This is a genomic window from Sinobaca qinghaiensis (assembly GCF_003610495.1).
Lineage (GTDB): Bacteria > Bacillota > Bacilli > Bacillales > Marinococcaceae > Sinobaca > Sinobaca qinghaiensis.
This window is the reverse complement of record NZ_RAPK01000010.1, coordinates 225,673-243,559: the sequence shown is the minus strand read 5'-3', so window position 1 is coordinate 243,559 and position 17,887 is coordinate 225,673. Positions and strand designations below refer to the sequence as shown.

Here is a 17,887-nt window from a genome sequence, read left to right as displayed (position 1 = left end):
GGCTGAAGGTTTTAGGTCATGCGACCTGTTACGATAGTGAGGACATTTTACAAAAAAAGGGGGAGTACGTATGAGCAATCTGAAGAAAAAAGTGGGAGTAAGTTCTATGGCAGTATTAATGAGCCTTCCATTTGCAGCCGGCGTATCTGCAGAACAGGAATCATCATTTACAAAGAACACGATTACTCCAGAAGAAGCAGATGGAGATCATTACATACCATCTACGGTGGAAAATATTCAATGGGGTGATCTGCCGAATCTGGAAAGTGAAGCAGTGAAGACGATTAAATCCGGTGAAACGGTAACGTTTGATACCGTATCGCATGAAGGGATTCTTGAAGACCAGGGAAGAGATCCTGTGGAGTTTTTTGAAGAGTATGGAATAGAAGAAGATGAAATTCTTGAAGAAGCAAAAGACATCGCTGCTTCTGATATTGATCATGATTTTGATGACCACGGCCCTCACGTTGTTACCGGTCCGGTGGCAATTGAAGGAGCGGAGCCCGGCGATGTGCTGAAAATTGAAGTACTCGATCTGGAACCGCGTGTTCCTTACGGCGTTATATCCAACCGTCATTACAAAGGAGCGCTTCCCGGCGAGTTCCCGGAAAATGAGGGACCGCAGGAGGGAGCGGATGAAGATAATCCGGAGCTCTACAACAATATTTCCACATTCACTCCTATTGAAAAAGTGGACGGGGAATGGAGAGGCGAAATACCTGGAGAAGACGTTACGTTCCCGCTGGACCCTTTTATGGGAATGATGGGAGTAGCTTCTGCTACAGAAGAATACGTTAGTTCTGTTCCGCCTTCAGAAACCGGCGGCAATATTGATATTAATGAGCTGGGAGAAGACTCTTCTCTTTATCTGCCGATTCAGGTGGAAGGCGGAATGTTCTATACCGGCGACCCTCATTTTTCGCAGGGGGACGGCGAAGTGGCATTAACAGCTTTGGAAGGATCCCTGCGTGGAACGTTCCGGCTGACCGTTTTGAAAAATGGGGAAGACGCCATTCCGGGAGACTCTGAAGATTTTACTCAGCCATTTGGGGAAACAGATGATTTCTGGATTCCTGTCGGCCTCGATGAAGATCTGGATGAAGCGATGAAAGAAGCGACAAGAGAGTCCATCGATTTTCTGGACGAAGAATTTGGAATGGACCGGGCCAAGGCACTCGCTTATTTAAGTGCTGCAACTGATTATGAGGTATCGCAGGTCGTCGACCAGACCAAAGGAATTCATTCCTTAATCCGCAAATCGGACTTTGAAGAAAAAATAGCATTAAACGCTGCAGCAATGGCTGCGGCAGATGAGCAGGAAGAGGAAGAATCAGAAGAAGGCGGACTTCTTCCAAATACAGCCTCTAATATGCCGCTGTTTGCTCTGCTTGGAGCATTAACTGCCTTTGCCGGCGGAGTGTTCCTGTTCAAAAGAAAAAACCGCAGCGTTTCATAAAAATAAATAGATAATCAAAAAGGACTTTCTGCAAAAGCAGAAAGTCTTTTTTTTGAGGAGAGAAACTAAAAAGCAGGAATTGGTGATCCCATTATGGAAACCATTCTATAGATAGTAGAAAAAAGGAGAGAAAACAAATGCCGACAATTGTAGCGTATACAAAACCACCTGAACGGGTTCTGGCTTTTCTGGAACAACATGCGGAAGTGAAAATACGTCCTGCCCATCAGGATGAGGAAGCTTTTCTCCAGGCCCTTCCAGAGGCTGATGGGTTAATTGGGGCGGGTTACCCGGTTAATGAAAAACTGCTGGAAATGGCGCCGCGTTTGAAAGTGGTCAGCAATGTGTCCACCGGCTATGATAATTTAGATATGAAAGCCCTGACGGCGCGAGGCATTACGGCTACCAACACGCCTTATGTACTGATTGATACTGTAGCAGATACGATTATGGGGATGATGCTGGCTGCGGCAAGAAGAATTCCCCAGGCTGATAGAGGCGTAAAAGAAGGACGCTGGAAAGACAAACGCGATGAATCTTTTTTTGGAGTGAATGTGCATCATAAAACGCTTGGGATTATTGGTATGGGGAAAATAGGCGAAGAAGTGGCAAGGCGGGCTTCAGCGGGCTTTCATATGGACGTACTGTACCATAACCGCAGCGAAAAGCAGAATGTAGAAGCGGTGTATGCCGGTTTGGATGAGCTTCTTGAGGCCTCTGATTTTGTCCTGCTTATGACACCATTAACAGCGGAAACAAAGCATTTCATTCGAAGAGAGCATTTTCGGAAAATGAAAAAAACAGCGGTCTTTTTGAACGCTGCCCGCGGTGCTGTCGTAAAGGAGACTGACCTGATAGAAGCACTGGAAACAAAAGAGATACTTGCTGCAGGTATTGATGTATACGAGCAGGAGCCGGTCGATCCTGGTAATCCTCTGCTCGCACTGGACTCAGCTGTGACTCTTCCTCATATCGGCTCCGCCACTGCGGAAACAAGAGAAGCTATGTACCAGGATGCAGCTGAGCAGTGTGCAGCTGCGCTTGCAGGAAAGGTTCCGGAGCATAAAATAGAAGGATAAATGGTATCCGCCTTCTGCGGCGTGTCTTTTTTTAAAATTGTACGTATCAGGAGGTGGATTCCATATTTACAAAATAGCTGTTGTTTCCAATAGTATAGTAGCTTGCGAGTTCAGAAAGCTTACGCTTTAGAACGGCATGCTGCATAATAATTTTTTCTTCGCATTTCCGGTAAATAACGTTGAACAGCACGGCTCTGCTGACAGCGTGTTTATCAATGGAAACATCAATGTGCAGACGGATAAGTATTTGTTCAAGCTCTGAGGTGTCACGCTCTAGTTTGAATTGGCAGGAAGGTGTCCAGTTGTTGTAGTAGGAAAAGGCGGCAGGGAATCGGGCAGGGGAGACAGGTTTCGGTTCTGTATCAAGCAGGAGTCGGGAAAGGACATAACGTTCGGCCAGCTTAAGTGAGCAGGGGTCAATCGTACCGAATTCCATGAAATTCCTCCTATTCCAGGAAACTTATCTTTTCTCAAAGTATACAACATAAAAAAAGCAAGTCATGGGCATAAAGAACCTAAATGGACCAGTAATTTGGATAGATGTGTTAAAAATCGGAATTTATTCAGATTTGTTGCTGAAAAAGGGGCTCTAATGCTTTAATATAGAAAAGATAGAATGCGTTAATGAGATAAAGAAAGTTCTCAATAAGGCACATACAAAAAGGGGAGTAGATGAACTTGGCACTACATAACAACAAACCTCGGGAGCAGTGGGCTTCGAGGACCGGGTTTATACTGGCGGCAATGGGATCGGCTGTCGGGCTTGGAAATATTTGGCGTTTTTCCTATGTTGCCGGGGAAAGCGGCGGCGGTGCGTTTCTTCTGATTTATTTATTGTGTATATTAATTATTGGTATTCCGATCATTATGGCGGAATTTACGATTGGACGCCGTTCCCAGCAGGACGTAGTTGGGTCGTTTGAATCATTGTCATCCGGAGGTGCGTGGCGGTATGCCGGGCTGCTCGGCGTGACGGCCGCATTTATGATTTTATCCTTCTATGCTGTTATATCCGGATGGATTATGCACTACTTCATTCAGTACTTGAACGGCAGCTTCTGGACGGCTCCGGCCGAAGGATATGAAGGCTACTTTGTATCTTTCACCGGCAGCTTTACGCAGTCGATTCTCTGGCATTTTCTTTTCATGGCGCTGGTTATTATCATCGTTATGCTTGGAGTGAAAAAAGGTATTGAGCTTTCCAACAAAATATTAATGCCGCTTCTTGGGGTGCTGCTTATTGTACTGGCAGGCTACAGCTTAACGCTTGGAGGCGCAGCTGAGGGACTTTCTTTCCTATTCACGCCGGACTGGTCGGCTTTTTCTGACCCTGCGGTGTATCTTGCAGCCATGGGCCAGGCATTTTTCTCTTTAAGTCTTGGTATGGGAACGATGATCACTTACGGAAGCTACCTTTCCAAAAAAGAACAGCTGCCGGGAGCCGCCTTCAGCGTTGCCGGGCTGGATACCGGATTTGCCATTCTTGCCGGTGTAATGATTTTCCCGGCGGTGTTTGCTTTTGGGATTGATCCAAGTTCGGGACCGGGCCTTGTATTTATGGTGCTGCCGGACATATTTAATAACATTGCAGCCGGAGGCATTGTCGGCCTTGGTTTCTTCTTTCTACTTGCCGCCGCAGCCCTGTCTTCTGCCATCTCTATTCTTGAAGTAGCCGTAGCCTTCTTTATGCGGAAGTTCAACTGGAGCCGGATTCGTGCCGCTCTTGTTATTGGAACAATTATTTTCCTTATCGGTATTCCTTCCTCACTCGGCTTTGGCCCGTGGGCAGGCGTAACGATTATTGGAGAAAACGGCATATTGGATTCCATTGACTTTATTGCTTCTAACATTTTGCTTCCGCTCGGCGGCCTGATTATTGCTTTGTTTGTAGGCTGGAGCTGGAAGACAGTGGATGCGCTTCGGGAATCCGATTTTGGTCAGACCACTATCGGGTATATCTGGCTGTTTATCCTGCGCTTTATTGCACCGATTGCCATTTTGTTGATTTTCCTAAGTTCTATCGGATTGTTTTAGTGAAAAAGGAGCCGACTCGAATACGAGACGGCTCCTTTTCTTTGTTTTTATAAAAGAACTATTAGAAGAATAATTCCTATTACAACACAGGCTCCTATAAATGTAAGGCATCCCCGGATCATCAAACCACTCCCTTCGGCCTTATGAGGTATTTATGGTACAGACAAGACCTATATTCCCGGTCAGCCTCGGGCTGAAACAAGTGCCGTGTCGGGGTGATTCTATCTCTGGAACGCGTATATGTGATATTATAAAGAGGATAAAAGACAGTAATATGAAGCTGTAAAGTAATGGGGGAATGATCGTGACAGTTGAGCGCGCCGCCTTAAATAGAGTAATGGAAAACATAGAACGGGTTGTCGTTGGAAAAAGAGAAGAAATTGAACTGAGCTTAACAGCTTTATTAGCCAAAGGGCATGTTCTGCTTGAAGATGTACCCGGCGTCGGAAAAACCATGATGGTACGCGCAATTGCGCGTTCGATCGGCGCCGAATTCAAACGTATTCAGTTTACGCCGGACCTGCTGCCGTCCGACGTGACGGGGGTATCCATTTTTAATCAAAAAAATATGGAATTTGAGTTTCGATCGGGTCCGATTATGAGCCATGTTGTGCTGGCCGATGAGATTAACCGGACATCGCCGAAAACCCAGTCCGCGCTGCTGGAAGCATTGGAAGAAAGCAGTGTGACGGTGGATGGAAAGACTAGAAAGCTCCATGAGCCTTTTTTTGTAATGGCTACGCAGAATCCAATAGAGCACGGGGGAACCTATCCGCTGCCGGAAGCCCAGCTGGACCGTTTTCTTTTGAAGATGAAAATGGGCTATCCGACGGGAAGTGAAGAGCTTGAAGTGCTGAATAGAGTAGAGCAGCGCCACCCGATTGAAGAACTGGAACATGTTCTTTCCCTGGAGGAAATACTTTCGATGCAGCACGCAGCCGGCCGCGTGTTTGTGGATCAATCGATTAAACAGTACATTGTAAATATTGTGAGGGAAACAAGAGAGCATGCTGAAGTTTATTTGGGAGTGAGCCCCAGAGGATCGATTGCCTTAATGAAAGCTTCGCAGGCCTATGCTTACCTGCAGGGACGGGACTTTGTCGTTCCGGATGACGTGAAATACCTGGCTCCTTATGCGCTTGTGCACCGGATGATGCTCCGGTCTGATATGCAGGTAATGGACAGGCAGGGAGCAGATGTGATTAAAGATATTCTCTCCAGGCTCCGAGTGCCGACGTCTGCGTCAGAAACGGTAATTAAATGACGAATGCCTGGTATGGGGTAATCAAATATGCAAAGCTTCTGTTTGTGCTTGTGCTGGCAGGAGCTTTGTATGCGTACGCTATGTTTCAAGGCGGATTCGTGTCCTGGTTTTTGTTTTACAGTATTCTGACGGTTATTTTATTCAACCTGCTGTTTGTCCTGTTTCCGCTCCGCTGGATCGATATAGAGCGGACGTGCAGCAAAAACATACTGGCCCACGGAGAGCAGATTACCGTGCGGCTGACAATGACGAAGCGATTTGCTTTTCCACTCGTATTTATCAGTATCTGGGATCATGTACCCTACGGGCTGGAGGGAACCGGCAGGCCTTCCGGAACCATTTATTTTTTTTCCATGGCCAAAACGGTAACCTATGAGTATGACGTAAAAGGTGTCCGCCGAGGCGAGTACCGGTTTAAGCAGATCCATCTGCAGGCAGGGGATTTGTTTGGATTTTTCACCAAAGATTATGAAAGCCCGGTAAAAAGCACCCTGCTCGTGCTCCCGAAAATCCAGCCGCTGTTCGGCTGGCAGCCTTCTTCTGATGAACAATCCGACGACGTAGCGATATCGCGGCGGACGTCAGAGGAAGCCTATTCCATTGCCGGAGCCAGAGATTACGTGCCGGGTGACCGGATGACGAGCATCGACTGGAAAGCAACCGCCAGGGGAGGCAAACTGGTTACAAAAGAATTTGAATCCCAAAAAGGGGAAGGCTACCTGCTTATCGTGGAAAATCTGATGCAGCAAAAGGATGAGGAAACGTTTGAAGCAGTGATTGAATGCGCAGCCGCTTTAGCAGATGAAAACAGAAGCAGGGGCATTTCTCTCGGCCTGGCTTTTTCTTCAGAGCAGAATGCCGTAATGGAGGAAGCAGGCGGCATCTCTCATTTTAAAGCAATGTATGAAAGACTTGCCGTAGCCCGTATAGAATCAAATAAAAAAGGAGCTGCTCCCTTTTTTAAAAAGGTGCCTGCTTCTAATTCTCTCTTATTTGTCACGTCTTCTCTTTCTTCTGAGCGAATAGAGGAGCTGCAGTCCTATTTGTGGTATGGACGTGAAGTAACTATCTGTCTGGTGGAAACAAACATGTCAGATACGGGCGGGAATCGTGATATGTTATTAAACCTCAGAAAGCAGGGAATGCGTATCTTCACTGCCCGGACACAGGCAGATGGTATTAAACTGATATAAAGGGGGAAGGGCATGGATCTGTCCGAACGAACACCAAAGATGTTTGCTATGTATGTGCTTGGATATATTCTATTGATGGAATGGCTGCTTCCCCTCCCTGAAGTATCCGATACCGGTTTTGTGCCGATGTTTATGATGGCATCTGCTTTTTTCTTTCTGGTAACCTTTTTCCGTTTTCCCTGGTGGCTGCATCTGCTGCTGATTGGAGGAAGTATTTTATATACGCTTCATACCGTATTTTTTAATATAAGTTTTTTAAGTCCTGCGTGGTGGGTTAATTTTTCAAACGAAATATCGGTTAATACCCAGACGATGCTGAGCGGCGAATGGCAGGCGCTCACAGATCCGTTCCGGACGTTTTTATTTCTGCTTCTGCTGGCCGTGATGAGCTATCTGGTTTATTTTTGGGTGATTCAGGCGAAGCGGATTTTATTTTTCTTTGTATTTACCATTATTTATATAGGAATAATGGATACATTTCTTCCTTATAATGGAAGCAGTGCGATTATCCGCGTATTTGCTGTTGGTTTTGTACTGCTTGCCCTTCTGCAGTGGGACCGGCTTTCTGAGTATTTTCCCGGTGAAAGACGAGGCAGAGTATGGCTGCGCTGGGCAGCCCTTACGATGGCTGTTCTTGTGACGGCAACAGGTATCGGTATTGCTGCTCCTAAGTCGGAGCCGAAGTGGGCAGATCCCGTGCCGTTTCTTCAGGCAAGAACCGGCGTAGACGGAGATATGGAAGATGGCGGTGCCGCCCAAAGAATTGGATACGGGGCAAACGATGAACGCCTGGGCGGTGGATTCGAAATGAATGACAGCCCGGTATTTACCGCCGTTGGGACAGAGAGCGGCTATTGGCGGGGGGAGTCAAAAGACGAATACACGGGTCTGGGATGGGAGACGGACTTACCTCAGGAAGGAACGCTCAACAGCTCTTTTTATGAAGAAGCCACTCCGACAGAGGAACAGCGGATAAGCGTAACGATGGCGGAAGGAAGAACCAATGAATTTGCTTTTTATCCAGGATCTGCAGAAGAGATAACTGCTTCCGGGCAGGAAGTATCTTTTTCCATTGACCGCTATACCGGGCGGGCTGACGCGTCCCGTAATGGAGAGAGCTTTCCGCTTTCCTCCTACGATGTTGTTTATGAAGACCCTGCTTTTCCGGTGGAAGAAATGAGAGAAGTAACGGGAGACGCAGAAGATGAGGTAAATGATGCTTTTCTGCAGGTGCCGGATGATCTTCCGGATTCTATCGGAAGCCTGGCAGCAGAGCTGACGGCCGAAGAGGATAATCGGTATGATCAGGTAAAGGCAGTGGAAAATTATCTGCGCGGACCCGATTTTACGTACGATACCCAGGATGTAGCGGTGCCGGAAGAAGGAACCGACTATGTAGAACAATTTTTATTTGAAACGCAGACCGGCTACTGTGATAACTTTTCCACTTCTATGGCTGTGATGCTCCGAACGCTTGATATACCGACCCGATGGGTGAAAGGCTATACGAGCGGGGAGATGGTTGAATCCTCTGAGAGCGAATCGGTGTATGAAGTGACAAATGCCAATGCCCACTCATGGGTAGAAGTATATTTTCCTGATGTAGGCTGGGTTCCTTTTGAACCAACCCGCGGCTTTGATTCAGAAGCAGATTACATTTTTGCGAATAATGACGAAGCGGAAGAAACGCCGGAGGAAGAAGAGGAACAGCCGGAAGAAGAGCAGCCGGAGGAGCAGGAAGAACCAGAAGAAGCGGCGGCCGATTCGTTTACAATGCCTGTATGGCCTTTCTTTTTACTGGCCGCGCTGGCTGCTGTGCTGGGATTTGTGTTTCGGAAAAAATTGATAGCGGCTTATTTACTGACAAAGTACCGTGATGTTCATGATACCGGCACATTTGTGAAGTCCTTTCATTCCCTGATCTGGCTTCTCGGCTATGCCGGCTGGAAAAAAGAAAGCAGTGAAACCATGCGTGAATATGCAGAGCGGATGGACCATCATTACCAAACAAATGATATGGGATATTTAACCCGTGAATTCGAGAAATATTATTACGGGGGACGGGCAGAACTCACAGATGTCGAAAAAGCAAACAGCATATGGAAAGAAATGGTTCATCGAATAACGCCTTGACCGCTTGTAAGCCTGCTGATAAAATGAAAGGCATGTTTTCATCGTACGCAGCAACCGTATTGCAAACAATAAATACTTCGTATATCCCCGGCAATTGGGCCGGGAGTATCTACCCGGGCACCTTAATGACTGGACTACGAAGGCCGTCTTTATAGAAGAGCAGAAGTGCTCCGCTATCCGTAGGACAGCCTTCGTTTTCTATGCATAATGAAGGGGTGCTGCGGATTTTTTATGCTTTAAGAATATCTTGATGCACTGTATTAATAGAGAATGGGGTGGCAGGTGTGGAATTTGAACATGAAACAATTGTGGTTCTCGATTTTGGAGGCCAGTATAATCAGCTGATTACAAGAAGAATTAGAGATTTAGGAGTGTACAGTGAGCTGCATTCCAACAAAATCACGGCAGATGAACTAAAAGAACTTAATCCGATTGGCATTATTTTTTCCGGAGGACCGAACAGCGCTTATGTAGAAGGGGCACCGAACTGTGATCCGGCTATATTTGATATGGGCATTCCGATTCTCGGTATCTGCTACGGCATGCAGCTGATGACTCATCATTTTGGAGGAAAAGTGGAAGCAGCTCATCACAGAGAGTACGGAAAGGCAATGATTACCGTACAAAATGGTTCTTCTCTTTACCATGATCTTCCGAAAGAGCAGTCTGTATGGATGAGCCACGGCGACCTGATTCTCGCGCCGCCGGAAGGATTTGAAGTAGACGCTGTTAATCCATCCTGCCCTGTCGCCGGAATGAGCGATGCCGGACGGAAAATGTACGGCGTTCAGTTTCATCCGGAAGTGCGCAACACTCAGTTCGGCGATGACATCCTGAAGAATTTTGCTTTTGAAATCTGCGGAGCGCAGGGTGAGTGGTCCATGGCAAACTTCGTAGAAGAACAGGTGGATATTATCCGTGAGCAGGTAGGAGATAAAAACGTCCTGTGTGCTTTAAGCGGCGGCGTGGATTCTTCCATCGTAGCGGCACTGATTCACCAGGCTATTGGTGATCAGCTGACATGTATGTTTATTGACCATGGCCTTCTTCGAAAAGGAGAAGCGGAAAGCGTGATGGAAACATTCGCAGGTGAGTTCTCCATGAACATTATTAAAATTGAAGCCAAGGACCGTTTTCTCGGCAAGCTGGACGGGGTATCCGATCCAGAGCAGAAGCGGAAAATTATTGGCAACGAATTTATCTACCTGTTTGAAGAAGAAGCCGGCAAATTGGAAAACATGGACTTCTTAGCACAGGGAACATTGTATACAGATATTATTGAGAGCGGCACGGACACAGCCCAGACGATTAAGTCCCACCACAACGTCGGCGGCCTTCCGGAAGATATGCACTTTGAATTAATTGAGCCGTTAAAGACGTTGTTTAAAGATGAAGTCCGGAAACTTGGCGAAGAGCTGGGCGTGCCGGAAGAAATTGTCTGGAGACAGCCATTCCCGGGACCGGGTCTTGGAATCCGCGTTCTTGGAGAAATAACGGACGAAAAGCTTACGATTGTAAGAGATTCTGATGCTATCCTCCGTGAAGAGATTAAGCTTGCCGGACTGGATCGTGAAATCTGGCAGTACTTTACCGCGCTTCCGAATATGAGAAGTGTCGGCGTTATGGGAGACGCAAGAACCTATGATTACACGGTAGGCATCCGCGCAGTAACGTCTATAGACGGGATGACTTCCGATTGGGCCCGAATCCCGTACGACGTGCTTGAGAAAATATCCACCCGGATCGTAAATGAAGTAGCGCACGTGAACCGCGTCGTGTATGACGTGACGTCCAAGCCGCCTTCCACTATCGAGTGGGAATAAATCATCATCTTTTCGTATAATTGCGGGAATAAGGCCCGCAGGTTTCTACCAGCTGCCATGAACAGCTTGGCTACGAAAAGGACAGCAGCAAGCGGAGCAGTCCGCTTTTTTCTGCGCTGTCTTTTTCTATGTCCAGCTCCGGCAGAAACACTCTGCCGGAGCTTTTTCTTTATGAGAGAGAACCGCTTCTAAGCGGAAACAGAGAATAAGGGGTATAGAAAATGAATCGTTATTTCGAATTTGCGAAACAGGGCACGACGTTGAAGAGGGAAAGCCTGGCTGGATTAACCACCTTTCTTTCCATGGCTTACATACTATTTGTAAACCCATTGATTTTATCAGATGCAGGTATGGATCAGGGCGCTGTGTTCACAGCAACGGCGCTTTCCGCGGCTGTCGGCACATTGATCATGGGAATTATCGCAAAATACCCGATTGCACTGGCACCGGGGATGGGTCTCAACGCCTTTTTTGCCTATACCGTTGTCATCGGACTCGGCATTCCATGGGAGCTGGCACTGTTCGGCGTGTTCATGTCGGGTATCATTTTTATTGGTATCACATTATTAGGTGTAAGAGAAAAAGTAATTAATGCGATCCCGGCAGAACTGAAATATGCGGTTGCCGCAGGTATTGGTCTGTTTATCGCATTTATCGGCTTAAAGGGAGCGGGCATTGTAGTAGGAGATGAGTCCACTCTCGTCGGTCTTGGTTCCATCACCTCCCCGCTGACGCTTCTGGCAAGCTTTGGACTAATTGTAACGGCTGTCCTGATGGTAAAAGGCATTCATGGAGGTATTTTTTATGGAATGCTGATTACGGCACTAACCGGTATTATTTTCGGTTTGATTGACCTGCCTTCAGGTATCGTAGGCGCTGTGCCAAGTCTTGCTCCGACTTTTGGCGCTGCCTTTAGTATTCTTGGGGAAGTCGAATGGACCTCCCAGCTTATTGTGCAGTTGATTATTGTTATTTTAACGTTTTTGTTCGTTGATTTCTTTGATACAGCAGGCACCTTATACGCCGTAGCCAATCAGGCAGGCTACGTCAAAGACAATAAGCTGCCGCGTGCCGGACGTGCGCTGCTTGCCGATTCCTCGGCCACCTCGATTGGTGCGGTTCTGGGAACATCTACAACGACGGCGTATATTGAATCATCAGCAGGCGTGGCTGCAGGCGGCAGAACCGGCTTCACGTCCGTTGTAACAGCGATGCTGTTTTTAGCGGCCATGTTCTTTTCGCCGCTTCTCGTTGTCGTAACGGAAACGGTAACGGCCCCGGCTCTCATTATTGTCGGGGTGCTGATGGCATCATCACTCCGGCTGATAGAATGGAACAAACTCGAAATTGCGCTTCCCGCTTTTCTGACCGTAGTGGCCATGCCGCTGACATACAGCATTGCGACAGGTATTGCGATCGGCTTTATTTTCTATCCGATAACGATGCTCGTTAAAGGGCGCGGCCGGGAAATTAACCCGATAATGTACGTGTTGTTCTTTGTATTTATTGCTTACTTTGCTTTTCTGGGAGAATAAACGAAAAAGCATGCTTCCCGCCGGAAGCGTGCTTTTTTTGATTAGAAATCTTTTCGTCCGGGAATAGAAGCGGAGGAAGAATCAATCAGCCGAAGGAGGAAACAACAATGAACGCATTTAAAGCCCTGGTAGTCCAGCAGATAGAGGACGGCCATGTAACGAAAGATATTCAACAGCTCTCGGAAAAGGATCTGCCGGAAGGCGATGTCCTTATAAAGGTTCATTATTCAAGCGTAAACTTTAAAGACGGTATGGCTGCCATGGAAAACGGCAACATCGTTAACGAATATCCAATGGTGCCCGGCATCGATTTATCCGGTACGGTGGAGGAGTCCAGCGATCCCGCTTTTTCCAAAGGCCAGGAAGTAATTGTGACAAGCTACGAGCTGGGTGTATCTCATTATGGGGGCTACAGTGAATATGCACGGGTGCCCGCTGAATGGGTGGTGCCGCTGCCGGAAGGTCTTTCACTGAAAGAGGCGATGATCTATGGCACAGCCGGCTTTACAGCAGCCCTGTCCGTGATGAGGCTGCAGGAAGAGGGCGTTACGCCGGACAAAGGTACTGTGCTCGTAACAGGCGCTACAGGCGGTGTCGGAAGCATGGCCGCGGCCATGCTCTCCAAGCTGGGATATGATGTAGCGGCAAGTACAGGAAAAAGCGGAGAGCACGACTATTTAAAAAAGCTCGGCGTTAAAGAAATTATTGCAAGAGAAGACCTGGTGCCCGAAAAAATCAGACCGATCGACAAAGAGAGATTTGCAGGAGCAGTCGATCCAGTCGGCGGAGAAACCCTTTCTTACATTTTAAGCTGCCTGCAGTACGGAGGAGCCGTTGCCGTAAGCGGTCTTACTGCTGGTACCAAAGTACCGACTACAGTCTTTCCTTTTATTCTCCGCGGCATAAATCTTGTTGGCATTGATTCAGTCAACTGCCCGATGGACCGCCGGAAAGAAGTATGGAACCGTCTGGCAGCCGATTTGAAAACAGAAGATTTATTATCTGAAATCGGAAGTGATATCACTCTCAATGAACTTCCGGAAGCGTTGGAACTTATCATTTCAGGAAAAGTCCGTGGAAGAAAAATTGTTACTTTTAATTAATTAAACTGGCACAGCGCTCATCATTATTTGATGAGCGCTGTTTTTATATATTATAAATACATATTCCTGTACATGGACTTGTACCAAATAATTACTCTACAGGAGAACATATTTCAGATATAATAGAGTAATAGTCACAGTAAATTGTAAATTATTGTATAAGGACTTGGTTCGGGAGGAAGGTAATGGAGAATTATCAAGCATTGTTTTTAAAGAAGACAAGGCAGACATGGCAGTCGTTTCAGATGAGGCAGACGATTGAAAATGATGAAGTATACCGATGGCTTCACACGCTCAAAGGTACAGGCGGCACGCTTGGACTCAGTGAACTGTCGGCAGTTTCAGAAGAAAAAATGGAAAACCTGGATGACAATGAGGATGCCAGGTGGAATATTGACCAGCTTTCGGATTTCCTGGCTCCTCTCATCCGGACATTTCAGGAAGAAGAAAGCCTGAATACGACACCGGTGTCTGTAAAAGAAGAAGCAGGCCAGGGACCGCTGCTTCTTCTCGTAGACGACGACGTGGATTTTGCCAATTACATAAAAGATCAGTTTCAGGAGGAAGGATATCTGGTGCTGCTGGCCCCGGATAAAAAGAAAGCTCTTGAAATGTACCATCATTACCATCCGGACTGCCTGCTTGTGGACATTTTTGTCCCGGATAAACAGGATGGATTTTATCTATTAAACACCGTGTCACAGATTGCAGAAGCACTGGTGACGCCGGTTATAGCAATTACATCGGATACAACGCCGGAAACGAAATATGAGGCCTACCGGCAGGGTGCTTCTTTTGTGCTTCATAAGCCCTTTGATATCCGTGAATTAAAACATATTTTATCCAACCAGCTCACCAGGAAAGAAAGAATTCAGAATGCTATAACGATAGATGAGCTGACAGGCGTATTTAACCGCAAGATTCTCGACACGGCAAGTGACCGTTTTTTTGGTGCCTATCGTAGAGAAGGTGCGGAATTTTCCGGCGTGCTTCTTGATCTGGATCATTTTAAAGCAGTAAATGATACGTTCGGCCATGACCGGGGCGATAAAGTATTGAAGCAGTTTGCGGCGTTTCTCGACGGACAGAAGCGTCCGCAGGACATGCTGATCCGCCTTGGCGGGGAGGAATTTCTAATGGTTCTTCCAAATACAGGGAAAGATCAGGCGATAAAAGCAGCTGAACGCTGGTGTAAAAATTATTCTGAAATGATGCTCGATTCCCTCGACGATATGGTGCTGACGTTTTCTGCCGGAGTGTCTACCGTAACGCCGAACACCGAATCGCTCGATGTACTGCTGAATGAGTGCGATCAGGCACTGGCCATAGCCAAGGAAGAAGGCAGAAACCGTATACGCACGTATCAGCGGGGAAATGAAATAATCCGAAAAATGCCGATGAATATTATTATTGTGGATGATGACGAAGTAATGGGCGGTTTTCTGCTGAATCGCTTTCAGCGGCTGGAGCTGCCTAAATATGATATTAACGTGTCTTATTACCGGGAAGGGGAAAGCTTTCTCAAAGATGATTGGTACAAGCGCTCCCAGAAATTTTTTATTATTCTGGACGTGACGATGCCCAGAATGAATGGATTTGAAGTGCTGACCAACCTAAGGAAGAATTTCCCGGCTTCTGATATTGTCGTGCTTATGCTGACCGGAAGCAAAGCAGAAAAAGACGTAATACGGGCGTTGGAGCTGGGTGCGGATGATTACCTTGTGAAACCTTTTAAAGTAGAAGAACTGCTGGCCAGGTCCAGACGGTTTATTCAGAGGATATTATAAATGGGGCCGTTAGTCTTACTGCTTCTCATCGTACTCATCCTGTTTCTGATCAGCCTGATGTGTTTTTATGTATACCTGCGGATCATAAAAGCACAGCGTTTTAGAAAAGAAGAAGAAATGGAACGGTTAAAAAAACAGATACGTCCTTTCGTATCGGCAGCACTTGAAGGAAAAGATCAGGGAGATCCCGCTCTGCTCGATGCAGGTACAGAAGCCGCGCAGTCAGCACTTCAGGACGTGCTGCTCGAATTTATGAAATGGATGAATGATGAAGATACAGTAGCTGTGATCAACAACCTGGCTTCTTTAAAGCTGGCAGAACCCTACCGGAAGCAGCTTCGTTCCAGAAAGGTAAGCGCTCGTCTGAATGCTATGTATTTTATAGAGAATTTTCATCTAACGGAGCTGGAGCCGGATGTATTAGCCCTGTACCGTGAAAATAGAAACAGGGCGGAACTGAATCCGCAGGCATCCCGAACTCTGGCGGCCCTTCAATCCGGGACATTTAGGAAGCTGTTCTTTCATGAGGATTCCAGCGAGGCCGGCTATTTATACAAAGAAGTGATACGTCGTCTGGATGACGTCGTCTATTCTCAGTGGATGGAAACCCTTGTTGTTCACCCGAACCGGAAAATCCGCAGTGCTGTGCTGGCTGTCGCTGCCCAAAAGGGGGATTGGAGCGCGATCCCATTATTTGAAAAAGCAGCCGTAGATGATGAGCTGGAAGTCCGCCTGCAGGCCTACAAAGGATTTGAAAAGCTTGGGGTTGTGCCGGATATGATTATTCCCGCCGACATTGCCGCATCGGAGTACTGGCCGGAACGGATGATGGCAGCGCGGCTTTGGCGCGTGGCTCATTCCCGCGGGATCCAGGAATTTATCCGGGAATTAATTAAAGATTCCTCCTGGTGGGTCCGATATTATGCAGGAGAAGCGCTAAGCTGTCATCCGAACGGAGAGGAAGAGCTGCTGTTTATCCATAATACGAGCGAGGATCCTTTTGCAAGAGATATGGCCGGACAGTGGCTGGATGCAATGAAAGGAGAAGTAGTATGACAGGTGTTCTGAATTTTATTTTTTTCATGCTGGTTCTCGGTTTTATCTGTTATACCTTTCTTGTGCTTATCTGGTATATCGTAACGGCCGTAACGGCTATGCGTGCAATGAAAAAGGCAGAGGGCATTCATGAAACAGAGCCTTACGAAGACAGGCTTCAGTCTGATGACATACCGCCGGTATCGATTCTGGTGCCGGGCTATAATGAAGAAGTGTCGGTGGAAGGAACGGTCAAGTCGCTTCTCGGACTGCGCTACCAGGCATTTGAAATTATTATAGTCAATGACGGCTCCACTGATAATATGCTGAACACCGCCATTGAGGCTTTTCGCATGAAAAAGATAGAGCAGGTGGTACGCCGCTACGTTTCATCCAAACCTGTAAAGGCTGTGTACCAATCTGAAATTCATCGAAATGTATACCTCATTGATAAAGAGAACGGAGGGAAAGCCGACGCGCTGAATGCCGGCATTAACGCTTCGAACTACCCCTACGTTTGTTCCATTGATGCCGATTCGGTGCTGGAGCGCGATGCCCTGATTAAAGCTGTTCAGCCGATCATTGACGGGAACGGAGAAGTCATTGCCGTAGGCGGAAGCATCCGTATCGCTAATTCTTCTTCCATCGAACGCGGTGAAATTATGAATGTCACCGTTTCGAAGCGGCCGGTTGTTATTATGCAGGTGATTGAATACTTCCGCGCCTTTTTAATTGGGCGTCTTGGCATGAGCCATTTTAATATTCTGCTGATTGTATCAGGTGCTTTCGGCCTGTTTGAAAAAAGTGCCGTCATCGCAGCAGGCGGCTATCGTACCGATACGGTAGGAGAAGACATGGAACTGGTCGTGCGGATGCACCGGACAGCACGGGAAAATAACCGCAAGTCAAAAATATCCTACATACCTGATCCGGTCTGCTGGACGGAAGCGCCGGAAACCGCGGCTGTACTCCGCAGGCAGCGGAGACGCTGGCATCAGGGACTCACAGAAACGTTCTGGATTCATAGAAGCATGTTTTTCCGAAAAAAATATGGAACGGTCGGATGGATCGGCATGCCGGTTTTTTTCCTGATTGAATGGTGCGGACCTGTGTTTGAACTATTGGGCTACGGCCTGCTGCTATGGGCGCTGCTATTTGGAGAAGTAAACGCTGTGTTTGCCATCATTTTGTTTTTACTGATGATTATGATGGGATCCCTGCTTTCCGTTACTTCTGTACTGCTGGAAGAGCAGGGAAACGGCAGGCATACAAACGTAAAAGATTTAGACAGGCTGTTCTGGTATGCCTGGACAGAATCCTTCTGGTACCGTCCGCTCACGGTGTTCTGGCGCGTAGAAGGAATATGGAAAGCAATCAGGCGCAGTAAAGACTGGTCTAAAGCTGAAAGAAAAGGAATTTCGTCATAATATGGCGGAAGAGGGGTG

13 protein-coding genes and 2 riboswitches are annotated in these 17,887 nt (G+C 47.2%); of the genes, 12 read left to right on the top strand and 1 reads right to left on the bottom strand.

What is annotated here, in order from left to right; all coding sequences use genetic code 11:
- The first annotated feature begins 70 nt into the window (after window positions 1-70).
- Together ATL39_RS13200 and ATL39_RS13195 are read left to right on the top strand one after the other, a co-directional pair.
- Window positions 71-1,456: an acetamidase/formamidase family protein gene (locus ATL39_RS13200; protein ID WP_120193982.1), complete on the top strand. Its 1,386-nt coding sequence runs from the start codon at window positions 71-73 to the stop codon at window positions 1,454-1,456.
- Between the two features lie 137 nt (window positions 1,457-1,593).
- Window positions 1,594-2,535, top strand: a complete 942-nt coding sequence (locus tag ATL39_RS13195) for a 2-hydroxyacid dehydrogenase (protein ID WP_120193823.1) — start codon at window positions 1,594-1,596, stop codon at window positions 2,533-2,535.
- 46 nt (window positions 2,536-2,581) lie between these two features.
- On the opposite strand, the gene ATL39_RS13190 is transcribed toward ATL39_RS13195, so the two are convergent.
- Entirely contained in the window at window positions 2,582-2,971 is a 390-nt protein-coding gene (locus ATL39_RS13190) for a hypothetical protein (RefSeq protein ID WP_120193822.1), read from the bottom strand.
- 236 nt (window positions 2,972-3,207) lie between these two features.
- Between ATL39_RS13190 and ATL39_RS13185 the strand changes: the two genes are divergently transcribed.
- The 10 genes from ATL39_RS13185 to ATL39_RS13140 all read left to right on the top strand — a co-directional run bounded on the left by ATL39_RS13185 (window position 3,208) and on the right by ATL39_RS13140 (window position 17,869).
- Window positions 3,208-4,569 carry a sodium-dependent transporter gene (locus ATL39_RS13185; protein WP_120193821.1) on the top strand — a complete coding sequence of 454 codons (1,362 nt, stop codon included), beginning with the start codon at window positions 3,208-3,210 and terminating at the stop codon, window positions 4,567-4,569.
- Between the two features lie 298 nt (window positions 4,570-4,867).
- The gene (locus ATL39_RS13180) at window positions 4,868-5,833 is read left to right on the top strand and encodes an AAA family ATPase (RefSeq protein WP_120193820.1); all 966 of its coding nucleotides are present in this window, start codon (window positions 4,868-4,870) and stop codon (window positions 5,831-5,833) included.
- Window positions 5,830-7,026: a DUF58 domain-containing protein gene (locus tag ATL39_RS13175; RefSeq protein ID WP_120193819.1), complete on the top strand. Its 1,197-nt coding sequence runs from the start codon at window positions 5,830-5,832 to the stop codon at window positions 7,024-7,026. The genes ATL39_RS13180 and ATL39_RS13175 overlap by 4 nt, the downstream gene beginning before the upstream one ends.
- Before the next feature lie 12 nt (window positions 7,027-7,038).
- A complete protein-coding gene (locus ATL39_RS13170) occupies window positions 7,039-9,159 on the top strand; it encodes a transglutaminase TgpA family protein (protein ID WP_120193818.1) in 2,121 nt (706 codons plus the stop codon).
- Window positions 9,160-9,216: 57 nt separating this feature from the next.
- Window positions 9,217-9,316, top strand: a riboswitch (purine riboswitch).
- Between the two features lie 127 nt (window positions 9,317-9,443).
- Entirely contained in the window at window positions 9,444-10,982 is a 1,539-nt protein-coding gene (gene guaA / locus ATL39_RS13165) for a glutamine-hydrolyzing GMP synthase (protein WP_120193817.1), read from the top strand.
- Window positions 10,975-11,075, top strand: a riboswitch (purine riboswitch). It overlaps the preceding gene by 8 nt.
- Before the next feature lie 128 nt (window positions 11,076-11,203).
- Entirely contained in the window at window positions 11,204-12,517 is a 1,314-nt protein-coding gene (locus ATL39_RS13160) for an NCS2 family permease (protein ID WP_120193816.1), read from the top strand.
- A 107-nt stretch (window positions 12,518-12,624) separates the two neighbouring features.
- Window positions 12,625-13,620, top strand: coding sequence for an NADPH:quinone oxidoreductase family protein (locus tag ATL39_RS13155; RefSeq protein ID WP_120193815.1), 996 nt, complete (start codon window positions 12,625-12,627; stop codon window positions 13,618-13,620).
- A gap of 185 nt (window positions 13,621-13,805) precedes the next feature.
- Entirely contained in the window at window positions 13,806-15,407 is a 1,602-nt protein-coding gene (locus ATL39_RS13150) for a GGDEF domain-containing response regulator (RefSeq protein ID WP_120193814.1), read from the top strand.
- Window positions 15,408-16,463 (top strand): HEAT repeat domain-containing protein, encoded by a 1,056-nt coding sequence (locus tag ATL39_RS13145; RefSeq protein WP_120193813.1) that lies wholly within the window; start codon window positions 15,408-15,410, stop codon window positions 16,461-16,463. It begins immediately after the preceding gene.
- Window positions 16,460-17,869, top strand: coding sequence for a glycosyltransferase family 2 protein (locus tag ATL39_RS13140; RefSeq protein ID WP_120193812.1), 1,410 nt, complete (start codon window positions 16,460-16,462; stop codon window positions 17,867-17,869). The genes ATL39_RS13145 and ATL39_RS13140 overlap by 4 nt, the downstream gene beginning before the upstream one ends.
- Window positions 17,870-17,887 lie beyond the last annotated feature (18 nt).